We start from the raw sequence: 20160 nt of genomic DNA on the forward strand, positions 1-20160 counted from the left end.
CCCCCGCGACACGGTGGGATTGGCGCGATCACACCGCAGCCCGCAAGATCTTACCGACCAGATCGGGTTGTTCGATCTGCGGCATGTGACCGATCCCGTCGAAGAGGTGCAGAGCGACGCGGCCCGGTGCCCGCAGCGCATGGTTCCACGGAATGATTGCATCCCGTTTGCCCCAGATGATCCGGGTGGGCACCTCGACCCGATCAAGCGCGGCGCGCAGGTCGAAGGCCTGTACCCCGTCAGGGAAAAGCGTATCGGCCAGCGCCACCTGGGCGGCGCGCAGGGCTGGGTCGCTACGCCCTGCCATTGCAAGGCGGATGTAGGATTCCGTGACCAGTTTCTCTTCCGCGACCAGCGATTTCAGCCACGGTCCCAGGCTCTCTGCGCGGGTCGCCCTGCAAATGCCAGTCAGTGCCGAGCCGTTGATTTCAGGCCCCAGACCTGCAGGCGCAATCAGCGTCAGCGAGGCAATGGAGCGTAGCCGCGTATCGGCCAGTGCCAGGCTCAGGGCGCCTCCGAGGCTGTGGCCGATCAGATGTGCCTGATCCAGCTGCAGCGCGTCGAAGGCGTGGCGCAGTTCCTTCACGAGATCTGCAAATCCGGGGAACCGTCGCCTTGGAGACTTGCCATGACAGGGCAGCTCGATGCGGATCAATGGGCGATGCTTGAGATATGGCTCAAGCGGGGCCCAACTGGGCGCATCGCTGGCGAACCCATGCAGGAGAACGACCGGGGTTCCCGTCCCGCCCTTGCTGCGGGTCACCGCGAGCGGGCCGGTTTCCGAAGTGAAGCCGGGCGGTGCGGAAAGGGTGGCGACGCTGTTCAGGGCGGACCGGACATCCTCGGCCTGCACGCGGCCGCGCGGGCCGGTGCCGGGAATGGCATCAATTCCCAACCCGGCCTCTCGGGCCAGCCGGCGGGCGCTTGGGGTGGCGCGGGGCCGATCCGCCGTGGGAACGGCTTCGGCATCGGAAGGCCGGGACACGACGCTGGCAGCCTCGGACGAGTGGTCCGGGGCGGGCGCCGCTGCCGGGGCCGGAGCAGGGGTATTGGCACCAGAGATGGCAAAGGGCTTGGGCTGTTCGCCGATCGCCTCCCCATCGGCATAAAGCCAGGCCACTGCTTCGCCGATGGGGATCTCGGACCCTTCTGGCGCGGCAAAGTGCAGAACGCCGGCGTCAGGGGCCTCGATCTCCATCGCGGCCTTGTCGGTTTCGATGTCGAAGAGCGGCGCACCCTTGGCCACCGCTTCACCCTCGCCGACATGCCATGACATGATCTTGCCGCTGGCCATGTCCATGTCGACCTTGGGCATGATGACTTCAACGGGCATCAGATCTGTCCTTTCGCCAGCGACCGGGCCGCGTTCAGGATGTCAGGCATCTGTGGCACCGCCGCCTTTTCCAGTTCCGGGTTGTAGGGGATCGGGCATTCCGCGCCGCCAAGCCGGATGATCGGCGCATCGAGGAAGTCGAACGCGTCGCTTTCGGCGACCATGGCCGAGATCTCGGCCCCGACTCCGAGCGTTTTCACACCTTCATAGACGCAGACCAGACGGCCGGTCTTGCGCACGGAGTCGAGCACCGTGTCCCGGTCCATCGGACGGACCGTGCGCAGGTCGATCACTTCGGCCTCGATGCCATCTGCAGCCAGCGTCTCGGCCGCAGCCAGCGCCTTGTGGACCATCAGCGAGGTTGCAACGATGGTCACATCCTTGCCCTCGCGCCGCACGGCGGCTTTGCCGATTGGGGTGGTGTAGTAACCCTCGGGCACGTGGCCCTTCATCTTGTAGAGAATCTTGTGCTCGAAGATCATCACGGGATCGGGATCCGCGAGGGCCGCCAGCAGCATGCCCTTGACGTCTTCGGGCGTCGACGGCTGCAGCACTTTCAGCCCCGGAACGTGGCCGAGCCAGGCTTCGATGCTCTGCGAGTGCTGCGCTGCCGCGCCGGTGCCGGATCCAGCCGGAAAGCGCATCACAAGGGGGACGGAGACCGATCCGCCAAGCATGTAGCGTACCTTGGCGGCCTGATTGACGATCTGTTCCATGGCCAGGGCGGCAAAGTCCGAGAACTGAAACTCGAAAATTGGCTTAAGGCCCGTCAGCGCCGCGCCAACCGCGACACCGGCCCCGCCAAGTTCGGAAATTGGCGTGTCGATCACGCGGTCCTCGCCGTACTTATGGACGAGATCGCCGGTCACCTGAAAGGCGCCGCCGTAGACGCCTATGTCTTCGCCCATCAGAACGACGGCCGGGTCCGATCCGAGGGCGATATCCATCGCCTCACGGATGGCCTCTGCGTAGCTCAACTCGCGGGTTGGGGCTTCAATCTCTACATGCGTGTTCATGCTGCCGTCTCCGTGTAGACGTCGCGGGTCAGTTGGGTGATGTCCGGGTCGGGACCGCCGCGGGCGAATTCGATTGCCTCGGCAATTTCGCGGTCCGTGCCAGCGTCGATGTCCGCAAGCTCTGCCTCGGTCAGAATGCCATGGGCGATCAGATCGGCGGCAAAACGTGGGATCGGGTCACGCGCCATCCAATCGGAGATCTCTTCCTTGGTCCGATAGCGGTTGCGGTCGGACTTGGAATGTCCACGCCAGCGATAGGTGACGTTTTCCACCAGAGAGGGGCCCTCGCCAGCGCGGGCGCGCGCGACAGCGCCGTCGATCGCCTCGGCCACGGCCGAGATGTCGTTGCCGTCTACGGATACGCCCGGGATGTCATAGCCCTTGGCCCGGTCGGCGATGGACTTGACCGAGGTCGAGCGCTGGATCGAGGTCGACATGCCATACTTGTTGTTCTCGCAAACGAAGACGACCGGCAGCTTCCACACGGCGGCCATGTTCACCGATTCATGGAAGGCGCCTTCGTTATTGGCCCCGTCCCCGAAGAAGCAGATGGTAACATCGTCGCGCCCAAGCCGCTTTGCCGACAACGCCGCGCCAACAGCAATGGGAAGCCCGCCACCGACGATGCCATTGGCCCCGAGGTTCCCCTTTGACGGATCCGCGATATGCATCGACCCGCCACGGCCTCGGCAATAGCCAGTTTCCTTGCCGAAAAACTCGGCAAACATCTTGGCGACATCGGCACCCTTGGCGATGCAGTGGCCATGGCCGCGATGCGTCGAGGTGATCTTGTCGGCATCCGTCAGCGACAGGCAGGTGCCGACGCTGCTGGCCTCTTGCCCGATGCACAGGTGCATGGTGCCGTGGATCAGACCACGGGTATAGCTTTCCTCGGCCCCCTCTTCGAACTTGCGGATGAGATACATCTTGCGCAGGGCATCCTTCAGCTTCTCCGGCGTATGAGTCCGGATCGCATAGGGGATGTTGCTGTCGTCGTTCCTGTCAGTGGACATCGGCCAGTTCCTTGCCATAAAGCATTTCGTCCTGCCGCTTGCGCAGCGCGACGAGCTTGGTGTTCGGGAGAGTTGCGTTTTTGGCGGTGATCAGCTCGCCCTTGCGGATCGGGGCGGTGACGACGGCGCCAGTCAGCATTCCTGCGGGCAGAGCCTGGGCCGCCTGCGCGCGGGACACTTGCATGGCCCAAGCGCGGTAGGTGTATTCGCCGATCTGGTCCAGTTTCTCGCCGGGCTTCAGATCGCGCTTGGCAACGGCACAGACCTCGGCCACCGGTTTGTCGAGCGGAACCATATCTGCCTTGCCATAAAGCACGACGCGGGCACAGGTCAGCGGCACCTCCAGCGAGGTCAGGTGATAGGGGCGGATAAACTCGAAATAGGGGCCGTCGCCCATCTTCAGGTCGCGCATGCGTTCGTGGATGCGCGGATGTTCGGCCTCGGCGATGACGAAAACCCCGGGGGAGACGCCCTTGCCGATGGAATAATCCACCCGGCCGATATCCGACAGGATACCGCCATCCTTTTTCGGGATCAGCACCTTGGCCAGTTCCTTCGGCCCGGCGGCGGGGCCATGCATGCCGTCACAATCCGGGATCAGCCCGGTGGCATTGGCGATCGCGGCCATTTCCACGGCGGTCTTCGACCCGTCGACGAATTCCACCAGAAGGCGCGGGTTCATGTGCCGCGCGATAGCCTCGGCCGCATAGGCGTCGGGCGTGGCGTCGATGTTCAGCGGGTTGTTCTTGCCCTTTCCGGCGCACACGATGCGGTGCCCCATGGCCGAGACGAATTCGATCAGCTCCATGCAGGAGGACGGCTCGTCGCCCGCGCCGAGGCTGTAGATGACGCCGAGCCGGTCGGCCTCGCGGCGCAGGTAGGAGCCGATGGTGATATCGGCCTCGACATTCATCATCACCAGATGCTTGCCGCGCTCCATCGCGCGCAGCCCGATTTCGGCGCCGACGGCTGGCACGCCGGTGGCGTCGATCACCACGTCGATCAGGCCTGATTCCAGCAGCGCGTCGGCATTGTCTGTAATGGCGGTCTTGCCGCTTTCGATGGCGGCGTTGATGGCATCGGTCGTGCCTGCGTCCTGACTATGGCCCGTACCCATGCGGGCGATTTCGACAGCCTTGTGCGCGGAGGGCAGGTTCAGCTCCGCGATTGCGGCCACATCGACCCCATCCATCATGGCGGCCCGAGTTACGATGTCGGTGCCCATCTCACCGGAGCCAATGAGGCCGATGCGAACCGGCCTTCCGGTGTCGGCGCGGGCGGCGAGATCCTTGGCGAGGCCGGTGAGGGCAATGTTTGAAGGCATGTTCTGCGATCCCTTTCTGAATGCGTGGAGGATTGCCTTTCGGCCGTTGGTCCCGCAGTAGATGAACTAAAGTATATCTGTCAATAAAAATGTTCAAACACGGCGAGGCGATGGAACGCGAAAACCCAAGCGGGTTCCGATTTTTCTGGAAGATTTCAGCGAAAAAGGATAGTCTTGTCACGAGACGCCCCTGCATTGCCAAGGGAATCTGGGAGAAGAGATCGAACATTATGACTATAGGAAGAACAAATGCACGATTTCGACACAATGGTTCACCGACCAGACCCCTTGGCGGTCTCTGGTGGTGTGTGGGCGAAGATCCGTTTCGCACCGCTGGCGGGGCAGGGGCGATGACCCATCCTTTCCCGCCATCTCTGTCACCCGGTCTCGGTGCGTCCGTCCTGCGCGACGCCTTGCGTGGTGTGACCCACATGGCCGGGCTGGCGCAGGATGCGCTTCGTCCAATCTCGCCACATCTACCGCTTCCATTGCGCGACGCCGTTGAAGGCGGACTGCGCACCCTTGAGACTTTGACGCGTGAAGAAAACGCAGCACCGCTTGATGCTGCCACGCTTGAACGCGCTCAGGCATTCGTCATCGGCAGGAGCGACCGCACCGCAGATGCAGAGGCCTGCGCCAGATGCCTCGGCTTCGCGTGGCAGCATCTCGGGCGTGACCATGAGGGCCTGCACCATATGCTGTTCAGTGAAGCGGTAACGGCAGGACTTTTGTGCAAGCTGGCCGAGTGCCACGACAGCACTGAGACGCAAAGGGCTGCGGCTATTCTGGAAACGATCATCGGATCGGGTGCGATCCTGATGCTGCCGGGTTCGCCCGTCGGGACAGAGAACGGGATCGAACTGGCCTGCGAAGACATCGTCAGTTCGGCCCTGGTTTGGCTCTTGGCAGAGCGCGCGGCCTCCACAACCCAAGAGCTTGCCCTGCTGGACATGGCGCAGGCCCTGACACGGTCGACAGCTGATGCGACTGCCTCGGGCAAGCTGTCCAGGGCAGCCCGTACAGCACAGCTGCGCAACCTCGCAACGCACCTTTAGGAATCGACCATGCAAATCCTCATGACCGAACCCGACAGCGCATTGGCCTTGCACAAGGAAGCGCAGCGATTGCGTTGGTTGTTCGAGGCATTTGAACACCAGCAACATGTGACCGAGCAGGAAACCGGTTTCACATACCGCACTGACCGGCATGACCTGGCATTGGCCTTTGCCGACTGGCTGAAGGATTTCGAAGCTCAGAAACCTGCCGATTCCCGCAGCAACGCCGCCTATGTCGGTTTCGCGGCCGGGCTGATGCTGCGGGCCCTGATCCGCCACACCCCTTCGAGCGTCAGCGCGAGGCCCAAGGCCGCGCAGGAAAACGATCCCGCGCATTTCTGGCCGGAAGGATATCTCTACGTTGCATTCTGCCTGAGTGTCAGGGGCCAGGTGCTGCGGTCAGACTACGGCGAACGGCAATATCAGAGCGGTAAGCTGGGCGATCTGCGAACCTGGTGGAGCTTCAAGGAAAATACCTCCGAAGACCCGTCGCGGGCGATCGGATTCCTGGATCTCTTTGCCGGATGTGAACCGGCATGGGACGTCCCGCAGATTTTCAGGGGGCGGCCGGGCTTCCGTCTTGCCACTGGGCAGCCGGGTCAAACCGGTGGTCATCTCAGGTGAATTTCTGACGGCCGTCAGTCACAATCCAGCCGGAGCCCCCTGACGACAGGCGCTGTAGGGGGGAAGCCCGTGTTCAACTGGTTTTGACTGTCTTGGTCGCGTAGGCTGCGCGGAGGGAATCCGCCGCATCCAGAGAATGCGCGGTCATGAGGTCTTCCGCCGCCTCGGAATCGCCAGCAAGGATGGCATCGAGAATCTCCGCGTGCTGTCGCCAGATCTCTTGCGGCAGATCGCCTTGGCGCAAGGTTTCGTTCATTGCGCGACGCAGAACGCGCCAGTGAGGTTCAGCCGTCTTGGCCAGCAACGGATTGCCTGACGCAGCATAAAACAACTGGTGCAAAGCCGCATCCTGGCGCACTTGCTCGGCAACATCTTCGGCCACGACGGCGGCCTCGCCCCGGCGCAAAATCTCAAGTCCCCGGGTTTTCAGATCCCGTTTGGCGTCCGCATCGGCACGAATGCGGCGTGCCGCCTCTCTTGCGGCGAGGCCGTCCAGAACGCCGCGAATGGCATAGTGATTGCGGATGCGGTCCATATCGAGGGGCGCAACCCGAAGGCCGCGTTTGCCCGTTCGCTCGACCAGCCCGTCCAGGCGAAGCCGAAGCAGCGCCTGCTGCACAGGCTGACGCGAAACGCCGAGCCGTGCTGCCAGGTGTTCCTGCACCAGATGCTCACAAGCCGCAATTTGGCCCGTGCAGATTTCTTCCGCGACGACATCGTAGACTTGGTCCGCGATACTGGTACTTGGCTTGAGAGTCTCCATGGCGACCCAAGACTCCTGCATTCTGTATTCAGACTTCGGAAAAACTGGATTTGACTGCCACAGTCAAGACTGTTGTCCCTAAGACCTGTCGGAGGCACCGCCGGAATACCCTGGCCTGAGGAGGCGTAGCCGGCACGTGCCAGCCAACTCGGTATACAGATGGGCAGGGCGGTTGTCCTTGTGGAGACCGGTTGGAATTGGTCTGCCAGCCCCTGACCCGCATCCCGCCCGCCAAGCCCCAGCAGAACGCCAGAGTCGAGCGCAACAACCGGACGATCGGGCAGGAAAGGCTGGACCTCCGCATCTGCGAAACCATCGACGAGTTGCAGCAGATCGCCACCGAGTGGCTGTGTATATGCAACAAATATTGCGTGACTATTGCATTGACAATGAATACTTCATAAACTGTCGAAAAGCATCGCAGGAGGAAGCGGCATGCCCCACGAAACGGTTCGTCTGACCATGGCGCAGGCCTTGGTCCGCTATCTTTGCAACCAGTTCACGGAAATCGAGGGCGAGCGCGTGCCGCTTTTTGCGGGGGTGTTCGGCATTTTCGGTCATGGCAATGTGACCTGTCTGGCAGAGGCGCTGGAGACGGTGCAGGACAGGCTGCCCACTTGGCGTGGCCAGAACGAGCAATCCATGGCGCTGGCCGCGATCGGTTACGGCAAGGCCAGGCTGCGGCGGCAGATCATGATTGCCACCTCCTCGGTAGGGCCCGGTGCGACCAACATGATCACCGCCGCAGGTGTGGCCCATGCCAACCGCCTGCCGCTTTTGTTGTTGGCTGGCGATACCTACACCAACCGGCTGCCGGATCCGGTGTTGCAGCAGGTGGAACATTTCGGAAATCCCACGACGACCGTGAACGATGGCTTCAAGCCGGTCAGCCGGTATTGGGACCGGATCACCCATCCCGCGCAGATCCTGTCGTCGCTGCCGCAGGCCATTGCCACCATGCTGGACCCGGCGGATTGCGGCCCGGCCTTCATTGGCCTGCCGCAGGACACGCAGGAACTGGCCTATGACTACCCGGTGGCCTTCTTCGAGGAACGGCTGTGGACGATCCCGCGCCCGCGCCCGTCGCGCGATCAGGTCGCGGCGGCGGTGGACCTGTTGCGAACCGCAAAGGCACCGCTGATCATCTCAGGGGGCGGGGTGCGCTATTCCGGTGCAGGCGCGGCGCTGGCGGAGTTCGCAACGGCGCGCGGCATCCCGATGGCCGAAACCATCGCGGGCAAGGGGGCGGTTGTGCATGATCATCCCGCATATGTCGGCCCGTTGGGAATTGAAGGCACCGATGCGGCAAAGGCTCTTGCGGAAAGCGCCGATGTGGTGATCGCGGTCGGCACGCGGTTGCAGGATTTCACCACCGGATCCTGGACCACCTTCGGCGACGATACCCGGTTCATCAATATCAACGCGGCGCGTTTCGATGCGCTGAAGCACCGGTCGCTGCCGGTTGTGGGCGATGCTTTGGAATCGCTGGCCGATCTGGATGATGCGCTTGGGAATTGGGCCTGCGATCCGGCCCGTATGGCGGATGCGCAGCGGCTCTATGCCGACTGGAACCGCATGCTGGACGAGGGCCAGGCCCCGACCAACACAACACCCCCCAGCTACGCGCAGGTCATCGCCGTGGTGAACAAGATGGCCAAGCCAGAGGATACGATGGTGACGGCAGCGGGCGGCCTGCCGGGAGAGACGGTCAAGAACTGGCGGGTGAAAAGCCCCAACACATTTGATTGCGAATTCGGTTTTTCCTGCATGGGGTACGAGATCGCCGGGGCCTGGGGTCACGCGATGGCCAAGGGTGGCGAGGGCACCCCGATCGTCATGGTGGGCGACGGGTCCTACATGATGATGAATTCCGACATCTACTCATCGGTCCTGTCAGGCCACAAGATGATCGTCGTGGTCTGCGACAATGGCGGGTTCGGCGTCATCAACCGGCTGCAGACCGGCATGGGCGGGGCGGGTTTCAACAACCTGCTCAAGGATTCGCGGGTGCTGAACAGGGACAATCCGCTCCATGTCGACTTTGCCAAGCATGCTGAATCCATGGGGGCCTATGCGCGCCATTGCGACAGCCTCGCCGATCTGGAGGCCGCAATGGACTGGGCGCAGGGAACCGACCGGACCACGGTTCTGACCATCGCTTCGGATGCCCATGCGTGGACACCGGGCGGGGCCGATTGGTATGTGGGCGTGCCAGAGGTGTCCGAGCGTGAGGGCGTGCGGGCCGCGCGCAGCGGTCAGGAAGAGTTCCGCAAGAAACAGCGGCCGGGGGTCTGAGGGGCTGCGTCGCCTCGGGGCCAGACATGCTGACGAGCCGGGGCGGTGGCGTTTATGTCACCGGCGCCCGCTTCGCCGGACCGCGCCACAGCCCGCCCATTTCCTGCGCGGCCACGCGGTTTGCGATCCATAGCGACAGGCCAAGGCCCGAGATCACCGCACAGGCGACACCGAACCAGACGCCATGTTCGTCAAAGCCCCAGATGCCGACGAACAGCCATATGAAGAAGGCGATGCCGAACCCCTGACGGTAGAGGCTGATCCAGACTGTTGCCATGGGGCGCTTGAGCGCCTGAAGCAGCCCGTTGATGGAGAACAGCATCATGTAGACGGGCAGGATCACCCCGTCGATGCGCAGATAGATCGTGCCGACCCGGATCACCTCGGGGTCATCGGTGAAGACCGACAGGATGGTGCTGCCGAAAATCCACAGGATGGGTGCGGCCGTGGCGGTCATGATGAAGCCGACCTTCCAGCAAAAGCGCAACGCTTCCCTGACACGCTCGTAATCCCCGGCGCCGAAATTCTGCGAGGCAATTGGCAGCAGCGCACCGGTCACGCCGAAGACCGGCAGCAGCAGGATCTGTTCCAGCCTGATCCCGAGACCGAAGCCTGCCACGGCATGTTCGCCAAACCCTTTCAGCGCGTATTGCACGACGAAGCCGGAGAGGAACATCACCAGCATCGAGGTGGCCGTCGGCAGCGTCTGGAGAGAGATCTCGCGGAAGCGGTCGGCGCGCGGGCGAAAGTTGCGCGCCCTCAGCCGGGCCATGGTGCGCAGGCGAAAGACCTGCCGCAGCATGTAGAGCATCACCCCGGTCTGGCTGACCACGGTCGAGGCCGCCAGCCCGTCGAAGCCGATGCCGGACCAGAGGCCGGGAATGCCATAGATGAACAGCGGGTTGAGGCCGATATTGGCAACGAACGCCACCATCAGCGCCCGCTGCATCGACCGGCCGTCGCCATGGGCCTGCAAGACACCGTTGCAGCCGAAGGCAACCAGAAAGCCGGGCAGGGCCAGCGACAGGATCTGGAAATAGCGAATGCCCGCATCCTGATAGGCTCCGGCCTCTGACACCAGCCGAATGATCAGCGGGCCATACCACAGCCCCGCAAGGCCGAGCACAATGGCCGCCGTCACCCCGTAGACGATGCCCTGCGCGATGGTGCGCCGGGCCTGACGCCGGTTGCGCGCCCCAAGGGCGTTGCCGACCAGCGCGCCCATGGCCGCCCCAAGCCCGACCCCAACTGACATGGCGATGTGAAACGCCTGAAAGCCAAGCGCGATTCCCGCCTGCGCGCTGGTCCCGAGCAGCCCCGCGAAATACATGTCGACGATGTTGTAAAGCGTGTTGAACAGCATCCCCAAGGCACCGGGAATGGCAAGCGTGCGGAAATGGCCGGCGATGGCCCCCTCGGTCAGATCGTTGTCGATGGGGCGTGCCATGTCAGGGCCTCACGGTCTTTCGGCCTGAACGGTCAGGAAGGTGAATTCGGGGCTCAGCACCTCGACGAACCCATGGTTGAGCTCGGCATCCACGCTGATGCTGTCCCCTGCGCGCAGGGTCAGGTGTTGCTGCCCGTAGCGATAGACCGCTTCGCCTGCAAGCACCTGAACGAAAACGACGCCATGACCGACATAGGTGGGGGGCGGGCCGCCCTCGCGAAGCAAGGTTACCCGCCTTGCCTGAAACCGCAGATCCTTGCGGGCATGGATAGCGAGGTTGATATATTCGTGCTGGTGGTCGTCGGTAATCCGGGTCGATTTCAACCCCTCGCCGTGACGTACCAGCGTGAAATCCGTGTGGTCGGTCTGGGCTTCTCGGAACAGCGAGATAATCGGCACTTCCAGCGCTTCGGCCAAAGCGGCGAGGGTGCCGATGGAGGGCGAGACGAGGCCGTTTTCGATGCGGCTGATCATGGCGGCGGAGACGCCCGAAAGATCGGCAAGGGACCGTGCGGAATGGCCCCGTTGGTGGCGCAGTTCTTTCAGCGAGGCACCGATGGCTCTGTCGATCAGCTTGCCGGGTGGGTCCTCTGTCCGCATGTGCCGCGCCCCTAGTCCTTCTTGTAGTAGCCCACGACGTCGCCGTCGGTCGTGACCCCGAGCCCGTTGAGCAACCTGTTGGCGTAGTTGAAATATCCGACGATCTGGTTGATCTCCAGGATCTCGCCGTCATCCCATCCGGCGGCGCGCAGCCCGTCCACATCCGCCTTTTCGATCTTGCCGGGATGCAGAGTCAGCTTCGCCGCATAGCGCAATGCGGCCAGTTCCGCCCCGTCGAACGCATCTTCCGGGCGACGCGCCTGCAAGGCGTCTTCGACATTGTCCGCGCGGGCGTCGTCGCCGATCAGATGGCGCGCGTTCGCCCAGTGATTGGCGTAGGAATAGGGGCAATCGTTGAGCGTCGAAACATACGAGCTGATGACCTCCTGAAACCACATCGGCACGGTGTTGCTGTCATCATGCAGGCAGGCGCGATACAGAACCACATGGCCGTTCATTGTGCTGGGGCGCAGGGAATGCACACGCATCACGTTATCGACGGTGCCATGTGGCGTCCGGGCGAAGTCGAGGGCCTTTTTCAGGGGCGCGTCGGCCTCGTCATCCGAAAGCATTCTGATCCAGGCGGACATGGTCGCTCCTTCACGTCTATGTGCTCAAAAACTATGCGCTGTGGTTTCGATCCACATTCGTGCTACATTTTTTATTGACGAATTATTGCGCCTCGCGCAACCTTATTCAGCGACGCGCAACAGATTCAGGGGCTGGGGAATTGCTTATGCGGTGGAACTGCACAGGATCGGGGGCGGCCCGACCGGGCTGCGCCATGTGGCCCGTCGGTGGTGCCGATTTGGCCTTCCTGTCATGACAGGTGTGTCCGACCCAATCATCGAGGTCACGAATCTCGACAAGTTCTATGGCGATTTCCATGCGCTGAAAGACGTCAACCTGACGGTCCACCAAGGTGAGAAAATGGTGATCTGCGGCCCGTCCGGGTCCGGCAAATCCACTCTTATTCGCTGTTTCAACGGGCTGGAATGGCACAATTCCGGCCAATTGGTCATCGACGGCGTCGAAGTGCACGAGCAATCCAAGGACATGCGCAGGCTGCGGCAGGAAGTCGGGATGGTCTTCCAGCAGTTCAACCTGTTTCCGCACCTGACGGTTCTGGAAAACCTGATGATCGGCCCGATGAAGGTGCGCAGGCAAGGCCGTGCGCAAGCCGAGGCCACCGCCAGAAAATACCTGGACCGCGTCCATATTCCCGAACAGGCGGACAAGTATCCCGCACAGCTGTCCGGCGGCCAGCAGCAGCGCGTGGCCATCGCCCGCTCGCTCTGCATGGAAACGCGGATCATGCTGTTTGATGAACCGACATCGGCCCTTGACCCTGAAATGATCAACGAAGTGCTGGACGTCATGGTCGAACTGGCCCAGTCCGGCATGACCATGGTCGTGGTGACGCACGAGATGGGCTTTGCCCGCAAGGTCGCCGATACGATGGTGTTCATGGAAGCTGGTGAAATCGTCGAGGTCTCTCCGCCAGACCGGTTCTTCACCAATCCTTCATCCGAGCGCTGTCGGCTGTTCCTCGACCAGATTCTGGAGCACTAAGGATGAGCGCACCGGACCTGTCCGGCCTCCGGGGCCAGCCGCTGCCGCAACGCCCGGCGTTTCAGCGATTTCTTTCGTCCACCGGTGTTTCCGTGGCGATCTATTTCGCGGTGATGGGGCTGATCATCTATGGTTCTTTCACCGGCGCGCAGAACATGGGCTACAACTGGCAATGGCACCGGGTTCCGCAGTTTCTCTACAGTTTCACCGATGACGGGTTTCAACTGGGCGAAATCTTCCACGGTCTTCTTGCGACGATCCAGCTGTCCGCCACGGCCTTCGCGCTTGCCGTGGCACTTGGGCTTCTGGTGGCGCTCTTGCGCCTGTCGGGGCTGGTCATGGGCACGGCCGTGTCGATCGGGTTTCTCGAACTGATCCGCAACATCCCGCTGCTGGTGTTGCTTTACCTCTTCTACTACGTTCTTGGCCCCATCTTCGGGTTCGACCGCTACTGGGCCTCGATCCTGACGCTGGCTGTGTTCCATTCCGCCCTGATTTCCGAGATCTTCCGCGCCGGGATCAATGCCGTGGACAAGGGCCAGTGGGAGGCCGCGAAATCCATCGGGATGACCACAGGCCAGACCTATCGCTACATCATCCTGCCGCAATCGGTGCGTTTCATGCTGCCGCCGATGACCGGGGAGGCGGTGCATCTGATCAAGAGCTCCGCCATCGTCAGCGTCATCGCGGTGGCAGAGCTGACCACCATCGGGCGCAACATCATTTCCGACACCTTCATGAGCTTCGAAATCTGGTTCACGGTGGCCGCCGTCTACATGGTGGTCACGCTGATCCTGTCTGTCGGCGTCTCGTATCTCGAACGCAGATACGCCGTTGACCAATAACAAGAGCACCAAGTCCCTAATGATCCAACAAGGAGACATACAATGACGATTACTCGCAGACTGTTCGGGGCCGCCCTCGGCGCGGCCATGGCGGCGGGCGTTGCCCTTCCCGCCGCGGCGCAAAGCGCGTCGCAGGCGCTGATCTCTGACAGCGTCATCACCCAGATCCAGGAAGAGGGCGTGATCCGTATCGGCCTGTCGCTCTTCGTGCCGTGGTCCATGCGCGACGTGAACGGCGACCTCATCGGGTTCGAACTCGACGTGGGCCGCCAACTGGCCGAGGACATGGGCGTCGAGGTGGAATTCGTCCCGACCGCTTGGGACGGCATCATTCCGGCCCTGCTGGCGGGCAATTTCGACGTGATCATCTCGGGCATGTCGGTGACTTCACAGCGGAACCTGACCGTGAACTTTACCGATCCCTATGCCTATTCAGGCCTGGCCATCCTGGCCAATCGCGAGATGACGGAAGGTATGGAGATGGCGGATCTGAATTCGCCTGACGTGATCTTCGCTGCCCGCCGCGGCGCCACCCCCGCCGTGGTGATTGCGGACCGCTTCCCCGAAGCGCAGCTGCTTCTCTTCGATGAGGACGGAGCCGCCGCGCAAGAAGTACTGAACGGCAACGCGCACGCAACCATGGCCTCTCAGCCCTCGCCCAACCGCGAGGCGGGCCGTCACCCCGATGTGCTCTACGTGCCCTTCGACCAGCTCTTCGATCCGCGTGGCGAAGGCTTTGCCGTGCGTCGCGGCGACCCGGATGCGCTGAACTACTTCAACAACTGGATCGCGCAGCAGTGGCGGTCTGGCTGGCTGGAAGAACGCCACGACTACTGGTTCGCCACCGAAGACTGGGCCGATCAGGTCGCTCAGTAAACCCTAACGAGAAGGGGCGGTTCCGCCGCCCCTTCACCCCTTCTCAGACAGGCCGGCACCGTGATCAGGTTCTTTCGAAAATTCAGATGGCCCGATTGGGTGATCCTGGCGGTCCTGATGGCGTTCTTCAGCTATATCTGGTTCACCATCGAAGGGACGCTTAACTATTCCTGGCGCTGGCACCTGATCCCCAATTACATCGTCGGCTGGCACACCACCCGTGAAGAGTATTTTGCCAATATCCTTCTGCAGGGGCTTGCCGCGACGATCCGCATTTCGATCTATGCCTCGATCCTTGCCGTGATCCTCGGCACGATCCTCGGCGTTGCCCGCTGTTCGGCAAACCTGACGGTGCGGATGCTGGCGCGCACCTACCTTGAATTCCTGCGCAACATCCCGCCCGTTGTCGTGGTCTTCATCTTCTTCTTCTTCCTCTCGCAGCAGCTGATTGACGCTCTGAACCTCGAAAGATGGGCGCGCGGCATCGCGCGGCAGGAAAACAACGGCGTTTGGGAATTCTTCTTCGGCGAAATGCGCCGCTTCCCCTCGCTTGTCTCCGGCGTGATCGTGCTTGCCCTGTTCGAAAGCGCCTTCGTGGGCGAGATCGTCCGCGCGGGCATCCAGTCGGTTCCCAAGGGCCAACGCGAGGCCGCCCGGTCCATCGGCATGAACCGCTGGCAGGAACTGCGCTATATCGTGCTGCCGCAGGCGCTGAAAAAGGTCGTGCCACCGCTGGCCAACCAGTTCATCACGCTGATCAAGGACAGCTCCATCATCTCGCTGATCTCGGTGCAGGAGCTGACCTACAAGACGGTGGAACTCGTCGCTTCGTCCCGCATGATTTTTGAGGCCTGGATCACCACGGCCGGTTTCTACTTCGTTGTGTGTTTCTCTCTCTCGCGTCTGTTCGGGCGGCTGGAGAAACGAAACACGCGGGACGAACGATAGCTCAGGGTAAGGAATGGTCAGATGACGCAACGCTATTCCGCTTTGTCCCTCCTGCGCCACGGGATCAACCGGCACACCACCTGGGCCCCCGCCTGGCGCAGCCCGCCGCTGAAAGACAGCTATGACGTGATTGTCATCGGCGCGGGCGGGCATGGGCTGGCCACCGCCTATTATCTGGCGAAGGAACACGGGCTGACCAATGTCGCGGTGCTGGAACGCGGCTGGCTTGGCGGCGGCAATATTGCGCGCAACACGATCACGATCCGCTCGAACTACATGCGCGACGCGTCGATCCCGTTCTACGTGAAATCGGTGGCACTCTACGAGGCGATGACGCGCGAGCTCAATTTCAACATGATGCACTCCAAGCGCAGCATGATCGACGTGATCCAGAACTACCCGATGATGCGCGACCGCAGGCGGCGGCAGCATATCATGGATATCTACGGCTCGACCTACGAGCAGATTTCCGAGGTCGAGGTGCGCCGCCGCATTCCCGCGCTGACCGGCGGTGGCCCCGATGCGCGCCTGCCTGTTGTGGGCGGCTACGTGCACACCGATGCCGCGATCAACCGTCATGACGCCGTGGCCTGGGGCTATGCCCGCGCGATCGACTCTATGGGGGGCGAGATCCACCAGCAGACGCCGGTCACGCAGCTTCTGCGCGGGGCGGATGGGCGGATCGAGGGGGTAGACACCCCGCGCGGCGTGATCCGCGCCCCCAAGGTCGCCGTGGCCGTGTCGGGCCACACCACGACGCTGACGGAAACCGTGGGGCTGAAACTGCCGCTGCGGACCATGAACCTGACGGCCTTCGTGTCGGAGCCGGTGAAGCCGCTTGTCGATGTGATCGTGAACTGCCCCGATGCGGGCTTCTACCTCAGCCAGTCGGACAAGGGATCGCTGGTCATTGGCGGCGCGCCGGACCCCGGCCAGAGCTTCCGCCGCGATATCAAGCAGACAGTGTTCGAGGATACGGTCTCGGCGATGCTGTCGCTCTTCCCGTCCTTCAAGAAGCTCAAGTTCCTGCGCCAGTGGGGCGGGCATCTGGATATCGCCCATGATGCCTCGCCCATTCAGGATGAAACGGACGTGCCGGGGCTCTTCGTTACCGCTGGCTGGTGGGGCGGCTACAAGGCGATCCCGGCGGGGGGGCTGACGCTGGCGCATCTTGTGGCGACAGGGCGGCCGCATCCGCTGATGGAATCCTTCACAATCAACCGCTTCCGCCATCTCGACTACGTGATGGAAACCGGCACGACGACGGCGAGGTAGGAGAACCGCGATGATGCAGATCCCTTGCCCCTTCTGCGGGCCGCGCAATGAAAGCGAGTTTTCCTTCGGCGGGCCGGTGAAGCCGCCGCGCCCCGATCCGTTGACGGTCAGCGACGAAGACTGGACCGCGTGGCTGACGCAGGTGCCCAACCCGCTCGGTCCCGTTCAGGAACAATGGTGGCACGTGCGCGGCTGCGGAACCTGGCTGAGCATCTGGCGCGACACCCGCACGCATGAGATCGTGGAGGCCCCGGATGACGGCAGGTAACCGGCTGGCAACGGGCGGCCGGATCGACCGGTCGCGGCCCCTGAATTTCACCTTCAACGGCAAGCCCTATACCGGGTTTCAGGGCGACACGCTGGCCTCGGCCCTGCTGGCCAACGGCGTGCGGCTGACGGCGCGCAGTTTCAAATATCACCGCCCGCGCGGCATCGTCGGCGCAGGGGTGGAGGAGCCCGCAACGCTCGTGGAACTGATGGGCGCGGACGCCTCCGGCAACCGCCCCGCCACGACCGTGCCGCTGACCGAGGGGTTGGCGGCGAAAGCGGTGAACTGCTGGCCCTCGCTGGAGTTTGACGTGGGCGCTGTGAACCAGCTGGCCAGCCGCTTCATCCCGGCGGGGTTTTATTACAAGACGTTCAAATGGCCGAACTGGCACCTCTATGAACGTCCGATCCGCAAGGCGGCGGGGCTGGCGGCAGCCCCCTCGGAACCGCCCGCGACGGGCCACTATGAGACCCGCTATGGCCATTGCGACGTGCTGATCGCGGGCGCAGGTCCGGCGGGGCTTATGGCCGCGCTGACCGCCGCGCGCGCCGGTTTGCGGGTGATGATCGCGGATGAGGGGTGCGAGGCGGGCGGGTCGCTTCTGTCGCGCAGGCTGACCATCGGCGGCGCGGATGCGATGAACTGGGTCGCGCAGGCGGTCGCGGAACTGGCCGCCCTGCCCAATGTCACCCATCTGCAGAACGCGACCGTCTGGGGCTACCGCGAGCATAATTACCTGATGGTGACGGAACGCGCCCCGGCGAACCCCAGCCTTCTGGAACGCACATGGCGCATGCGCGCGGGCCATGTGATCACCGCGACGGGGGCGATCGAACGGGGCCTCGTCTTCGGCAACAACGACCGGCCCGGCGTGATGCTCGCCTCTGCCGTGCAGACATACGTCAACCGCTACGGCGTCACCCCCGGCAAGCGCGCGGTGATCTTCACCAACAACACCTCCGCCTATGCGGTTGCCGCGAATCTGGCGGCGGCGGGGGTCGAGGTCCGGGCTATCGTGGACAGCCGAGATAGCGTGCCGGACGACGCCCGCGCGATGGTCCCCGGCATCGAGATCATGGCAGGCAAACTCGTGACCGAGGCGCAGGGCGCGCGGCAGTTGCGCGGCGTGGCCGTCGCCGCGAAAACCGGCGGCTCGGCACGGATTATCTCCTGCGATCTGCTGGCCATGTCGGGCGGCTGGAACCCCACGGTGCATCTCTGGTCGCAGTCCCGCAGCACGCTGCGCTATGACGAACCGCTTGCGACGTTCCTGCCCGACACGCCCGCGCAAGCCGTCAGCGCCGCAGGCGCGGCCAATGGCGCGCTCACCCTGCAAGACGCGCTGCGCTCCGGCGCCGAGGCCGCCGCGCAGATCACCGGCGCGCAAAGCCCCGAGATCCCCGACGCCCCCGACCTGCTCTATGACATAGAGCCGCTCTGGCGGGTGGAAACCACGAAGGGCAGGGCCTTCCTCGACCTGCAGAACGATGTCACCGTGGACGACATCCACCTCGCCCTGCGCGAGGGCTACTCCAATGTTGAGCATGTCAAGCGCTACACCACCGGCGGCATGGGCTTCGATCAGGGAAAGACCGGCAATATCAACATCATCGGCACCGTGGCGCTGGCGCAGGGGCTGGCGATGGAGCAGGTCGGCACCACCACCTTCCGCGCGCCCTATACGCCCGTCTCCTTCGGGGCCATCGGCGGCCTTCGCGAAGAAACCGTCGCCCTGCCCTACCGGCACACGCCGATCACAGACTGGAACCTCGCCCAGGGCGCCTTCATGTACGAGGCGGGGGCGCGCTGGCGCAGACCGGGTTACTTCCCGCGCGCGGGCGAGGGCCTGCAGGAGGCCACCAACCGCGAATGCCGCGCGGTGCGCTTCGGCGTGGGCGTCTATGACGGCTCCCCCCTTGGCACGTTCGAGCTGAAGGGCCGCGACGTGGGCCGCTTCCTCGACTACCTCTACAGCAACGTCATGTCCTCGCTGAAACCGGGGCACGGACGCTACGGGCTGATGCTGTCCGATGACGGGCTGATCATGGATGACGGCGTGTGCTTCCGGCTCGATGAGCATCGCTGGATCATCTCCACCTCCACCGGCCACGCCGACGCGATCAACGGCTATATGGAGGAGATGCTGCAAACCCGTTTCCCCGGCTGGAACGTCTTCATCACCACCGTCACCAGCCAGTGGAACAACGCCACCATCTGCGGGCCGAAGGCGCGGGAGGTCATGGCGGCGCTCGGTACCGATATCGACCTTTCACCCGAGTCCTTTCCCTTCATGAGCTATCGTGACGGCACCGTGGCGGGCCTGCCCGCCCGCGTGGTGCGCGTGAGCTTCACCGGCGAGCTTTCCTTCGAGGTCAATGTCGCGCCCCGCCATATGCGCGACCTGTGGGCGAAGGTGATGGAGGCGGGCCAGCCCTTCGGCATCCTGCCCGTGGGATCGGAAGCCAGCCACGTTCTGCGCGTCGAAAAGGGCTTCCTGTCGCTTGGGCACGAGGTGGACGGCACGGTTGACGCGTATGATCTGGGCATGGGTTGGGCGATGTCGAAGAAGAAGCCCGATTACCTCGGCAAACGCGCGGTCCAGATCCGGCGCGAGGGGGCCGCGCCGCGCCGCGAACTGGTGGGCGTGATCCCCGAGCCCGACCGCCAGATCCCCGAAGGGGCGCCGCTGACCCCCGGCGGACGCAAGGAAAGGACCGAAGGGTTTGTCACCGCCTGCGTCTGGAGCGTGGTGCATGAGAAGTGGGTTGGCCTCGCCCTGCTGGAAGACGGCCACGCCCGCCACGGCGAAACCGCCCATGTGCGGCTGAAGGGCGGCGAGGTCATCCCGGTGCGGGTGACGGCGCCCTGCCATTACGACCCCGACGGCGAAAAGCTGAGGTCCTGAG

Annotated in this window: 19 protein-coding genes; 11 read left to right on the forward strand and 8 right to left on the reverse strand. The window is 63.4% G+C overall.

Going from position 1 to position 20160, the window contains the following annotated elements; all coding sequences use genetic code 11:
* Positions 1-28: 28 nt before the first annotated feature.
* The 4 genes from EP237_RS00810 to EP237_RS00825 are packed head-to-tail and all read right to left on the reverse strand — an operon-like array spanning position 29 to position 4686.
* On the reverse strand, positions 29-1333 hold the full coding sequence (locus EP237_RS00810) for an acetoin dehydrogenase dihydrolipoyllysine-residue acetyltransferase subunit (protein ID WP_127557121.1): 1305 nt from the start codon (positions 1331-1333) through the stop codon (positions 29-31).
* Complete coding sequence (locus EP237_RS00815) at positions 1333-2349, reverse strand: alpha-ketoacid dehydrogenase subunit beta (protein WP_164744572.1); 1017 nt, start codon at positions 2347-2349, stop codon at positions 1333-1335. The genes EP237_RS00810 and EP237_RS00815 overlap by 1 nt, the downstream gene beginning before the upstream one ends.
* Complete coding sequence (locus EP237_RS00820; RefSeq protein WP_127557123.1) at positions 2346-3362, reverse strand: thiamine pyrophosphate-dependent dehydrogenase E1 component subunit alpha; 1017 nt, start codon at positions 3360-3362, stop codon at positions 2346-2348. The genes EP237_RS00815 and EP237_RS00820 overlap by 4 nt, the downstream gene beginning before the upstream one ends.
* A complete protein-coding gene (locus EP237_RS00825) occupies positions 3352-4686 on the reverse strand; it encodes an NAD(P)H-dependent oxidoreductase (protein WP_127557125.1) in 1335 nt (444 codons plus the stop codon). The genes EP237_RS00820 and EP237_RS00825 overlap by 11 nt, the downstream gene beginning before the upstream one ends.
* 350 nt (positions 4687-5036) lie before the next feature.
* On the opposite strand from EP237_RS00825, the gene EP237_RS00830 reads away from it, so the two are divergent.
* Together EP237_RS00830 and EP237_RS00835 are read left to right on the forward strand one after the other, a co-directional pair.
* Positions 5037-5741, forward strand: coding sequence for a hypothetical protein (locus EP237_RS00830; protein WP_164744574.1), 705 nt, complete (start codon positions 5037-5039; stop codon positions 5739-5741).
* A gap of 21 nt (positions 5742-5762) precedes the next feature.
* Positions 5763-6365, forward strand: coding sequence for a hypothetical protein (locus EP237_RS00835; protein WP_127557129.1), 603 nt, complete (start codon positions 5763-5765; stop codon positions 6363-6365).
* A 73-nt stretch (positions 6366-6438) separates the two neighbouring features.
* Here the strand turns inward: EP237_RS00835 and EP237_RS00840 are convergent, their stop codons facing one another.
* Positions 6439-7128: a GntR family transcriptional regulator gene (locus EP237_RS00840; protein ID WP_164744575.1), complete on the reverse strand. Its 690-nt coding sequence runs from the start codon at positions 7126-7128 to the stop codon at positions 6439-6441.
* A 197-nt stretch (positions 7129-7325) separates the two neighbouring features.
* Between EP237_RS00840 and EP237_RS00845 the strand changes: the two genes are divergently transcribed.
* Entirely contained in the window at positions 7326-7532 is a 207-nt protein-coding gene (locus EP237_RS00845) for an integrase core domain-containing protein (protein ID WP_420812499.1), read from the forward strand.
* A 31-nt stretch (positions 7533-7563) separates the two neighbouring features.
* A complete protein-coding gene (iolD, locus tag EP237_RS00850; RefSeq protein WP_127557133.1) occupies positions 7564-9423 on the forward strand; it encodes a 3D-(3,5/4)-trihydroxycyclohexane-1,2-dione acylhydrolase (decyclizing) in 1860 nt (619 codons plus the stop codon).
* 52 nt (positions 9424-9475) lie between these two features.
* Here iolD and EP237_RS00855 read toward each other — a convergent pair whose 3' ends face one another.
* The 3 genes from EP237_RS00855 to EP237_RS00865 are packed head-to-tail and all read right to left on the reverse strand — an operon-like array spanning position 9476 to position 12060.
* A complete protein-coding gene (locus tag EP237_RS00855; protein WP_127557135.1) occupies positions 9476-10870 on the reverse strand; it encodes an MATE family efflux transporter in 1395 nt (464 codons plus the stop codon).
* A 9-nt stretch (positions 10871-10879) separates the two neighbouring features.
* Positions 10880-11470, reverse strand: coding sequence for a helix-turn-helix domain-containing protein (locus EP237_RS00860; RefSeq protein WP_127557137.1), 591 nt, complete (start codon positions 11468-11470; stop codon positions 10880-10882).
* An 11-nt stretch (positions 11471-11481) separates the two neighbouring features.
* Entirely contained in the window at positions 11482-12060 is a 579-nt protein-coding gene (locus EP237_RS00865; RefSeq protein ID WP_127557139.1) for a carboxymuconolactone decarboxylase family protein, read from the reverse strand.
* 232 nt (positions 12061-12292) lie between these two features.
* Between EP237_RS00865 and EP237_RS00870 the strand changes: the two genes are divergently transcribed.
* The 7 genes from EP237_RS00870 (at position 12293) to EP237_RS00900 (ending at position 20159) form a co-directional block, all read left to right on the forward strand.
* On the forward strand, positions 12293-13042 hold the full coding sequence (locus EP237_RS00870) for an amino acid ABC transporter ATP-binding protein (RefSeq protein ID WP_127557141.1): 750 nt from the start codon (positions 12293-12295) through the stop codon (positions 13040-13042).
* A 2-nt stretch (positions 13043-13044) separates the two neighbouring features.
* Entirely contained in the window at positions 13045-13887 is an 843-nt protein-coding gene (locus EP237_RS00875) for an amino acid ABC transporter permease (protein WP_127557143.1), read from the forward strand.
* Between the two features lie 42 nt (positions 13888-13929).
* Complete coding sequence (locus tag EP237_RS00880) at positions 13930-14763, forward strand: transporter substrate-binding domain-containing protein (protein ID WP_127557145.1); 834 nt, start codon at positions 13930-13932, stop codon at positions 14761-14763.
* Positions 14764-14862: 99 nt separating this feature from the next.
* The gene (locus tag EP237_RS00885) at positions 14863-15711 is read left to right on the forward strand and encodes an amino acid ABC transporter permease (RefSeq protein ID WP_240661416.1); all 849 of its coding nucleotides are present in this window, start codon (positions 14863-14865) and stop codon (positions 15709-15711) included.
* A gap of 21 nt (positions 15712-15732) precedes the next feature.
* Positions 15733-16986, forward strand: coding sequence for an FAD-dependent oxidoreductase (locus tag EP237_RS00890; RefSeq protein WP_127557149.1), 1254 nt, complete (start codon positions 15733-15735; stop codon positions 16984-16986).
* Between the two features lie 10 nt (positions 16987-16996).
* Positions 16997-17254, forward strand: coding sequence for a sarcosine oxidase subunit delta (locus EP237_RS00895; protein ID WP_127557151.1), 258 nt, complete (start codon positions 16997-16999; stop codon positions 17252-17254).
* A complete protein-coding gene (locus EP237_RS00900; protein WP_127557154.1) occupies positions 17241-20159 on the forward strand; it encodes a sarcosine oxidase subunit alpha family protein in 2919 nt (972 codons plus the stop codon). Before EP237_RS00895 ends, EP237_RS00900 begins: the two co-directional genes overlap by 14 nt.
* Position 20160 lies beyond the last annotated feature (1 nt).

Source organism: Nioella ostreopsis (assembly GCF_004000255.1).
GTDB lineage: Bacteria > Pseudomonadota > Alphaproteobacteria > Rhodobacterales > Rhodobacteraceae > Nioella > Nioella ostreopsis.

Excerpts from the sequence above, each read along its gene's own strand:
- EP237_RS00810 (WP_127557121.1), bottom strand. The coding sequence starts at position 1,333 with ATGCCCGTTGAAGTCATCATGCCCAAGGTCGACATGGACATGGCCAGC.
- EP237_RS00815 (WP_164744572.1), bottom strand. The coding sequence starts at position 2,349 with ATGAACACGCATGTAGAGATTGAAGCCCCAACCCGCGAGTTGAGCTAC.
- EP237_RS00820 (WP_127557123.1), bottom strand. The coding sequence starts at position 3,362 with ATGTCCACTGACAGGAACGACGACAGCAACATCCCCTATGCGATCCGG.
- EP237_RS00825 (WP_127557125.1), bottom strand. The coding sequence starts at position 4,686 with ATGCCTTCAAACATTGCCCTCACCGGCCTCGCCAAGGATCTCGCCGCC.
- EP237_RS00830 (WP_164744574.1), top strand. The coding sequence starts at position 5,037 with ATGACCCATCCTTTCCCGCCATCTCTGTCACCCGGTCTCGGTGCGTCC.
- EP237_RS00835 (WP_127557129.1), top strand. The coding sequence starts at position 5,763 with ATGACCGAACCCGACAGCGCATTGGCCTTGCACAAGGAAGCGCAGCGA.
- EP237_RS00840 (WP_164744575.1), bottom strand. The coding sequence starts at position 7,128 with ATGGAGACTCTCAAGCCAAGTACCAGTATCGCGGACCAAGTCTACGAT.
- iolD (WP_127557133.1), top strand. The coding sequence starts at position 7,564 with ATGCCCCACGAAACGGTTCGTCTGACCATGGCGCAGGCCTTGGTCCGC.
- EP237_RS00855 (WP_127557135.1), bottom strand. The coding sequence starts at position 10,870 with ATGGCACGCCCCATCGACAACGATCTGACCGAGGGGGCCATCGCCGGC.
- EP237_RS00860 (WP_127557137.1), bottom strand. The coding sequence starts at position 11,470 with ATGCGGACAGAGGACCCACCCGGCAAGCTGATCGACAGAGCCATCGGT.
- EP237_RS00865 (WP_127557139.1), bottom strand. The coding sequence starts at position 12,060 with ATGTCCGCCTGGATCAGAATGCTTTCGGATGACGAGGCCGACGCGCCC.
- EP237_RS00870 (WP_127557141.1), top strand. The coding sequence starts at position 12,293 with ATGACAGGTGTGTCCGACCCAATCATCGAGGTCACGAATCTCGACAAG.
- EP237_RS00875 (WP_127557143.1), top strand. The coding sequence starts at position 13,045 with ATGAGCGCACCGGACCTGTCCGGCCTCCGGGGCCAGCCGCTGCCGCAA.
- EP237_RS00880 (WP_127557145.1), top strand. The coding sequence starts at position 13,930 with ATGACGATTACTCGCAGACTGTTCGGGGCCGCCCTCGGCGCGGCCATG.
- EP237_RS00890 (WP_127557149.1), top strand. The coding sequence starts at position 15,733 with ATGACGCAACGCTATTCCGCTTTGTCCCTCCTGCGCCACGGGATCAAC.
- EP237_RS00895 (WP_127557151.1), top strand. The coding sequence starts at position 16,997 with ATGATGCAGATCCCTTGCCCCTTCTGCGGGCCGCGCAATGAAAGCGAG.
- EP237_RS00900 (WP_127557154.1), top strand. The coding sequence starts at position 17,241 with ATGACGGCAGGTAACCGGCTGGCAACGGGCGGCCGGATCGACCGGTCG.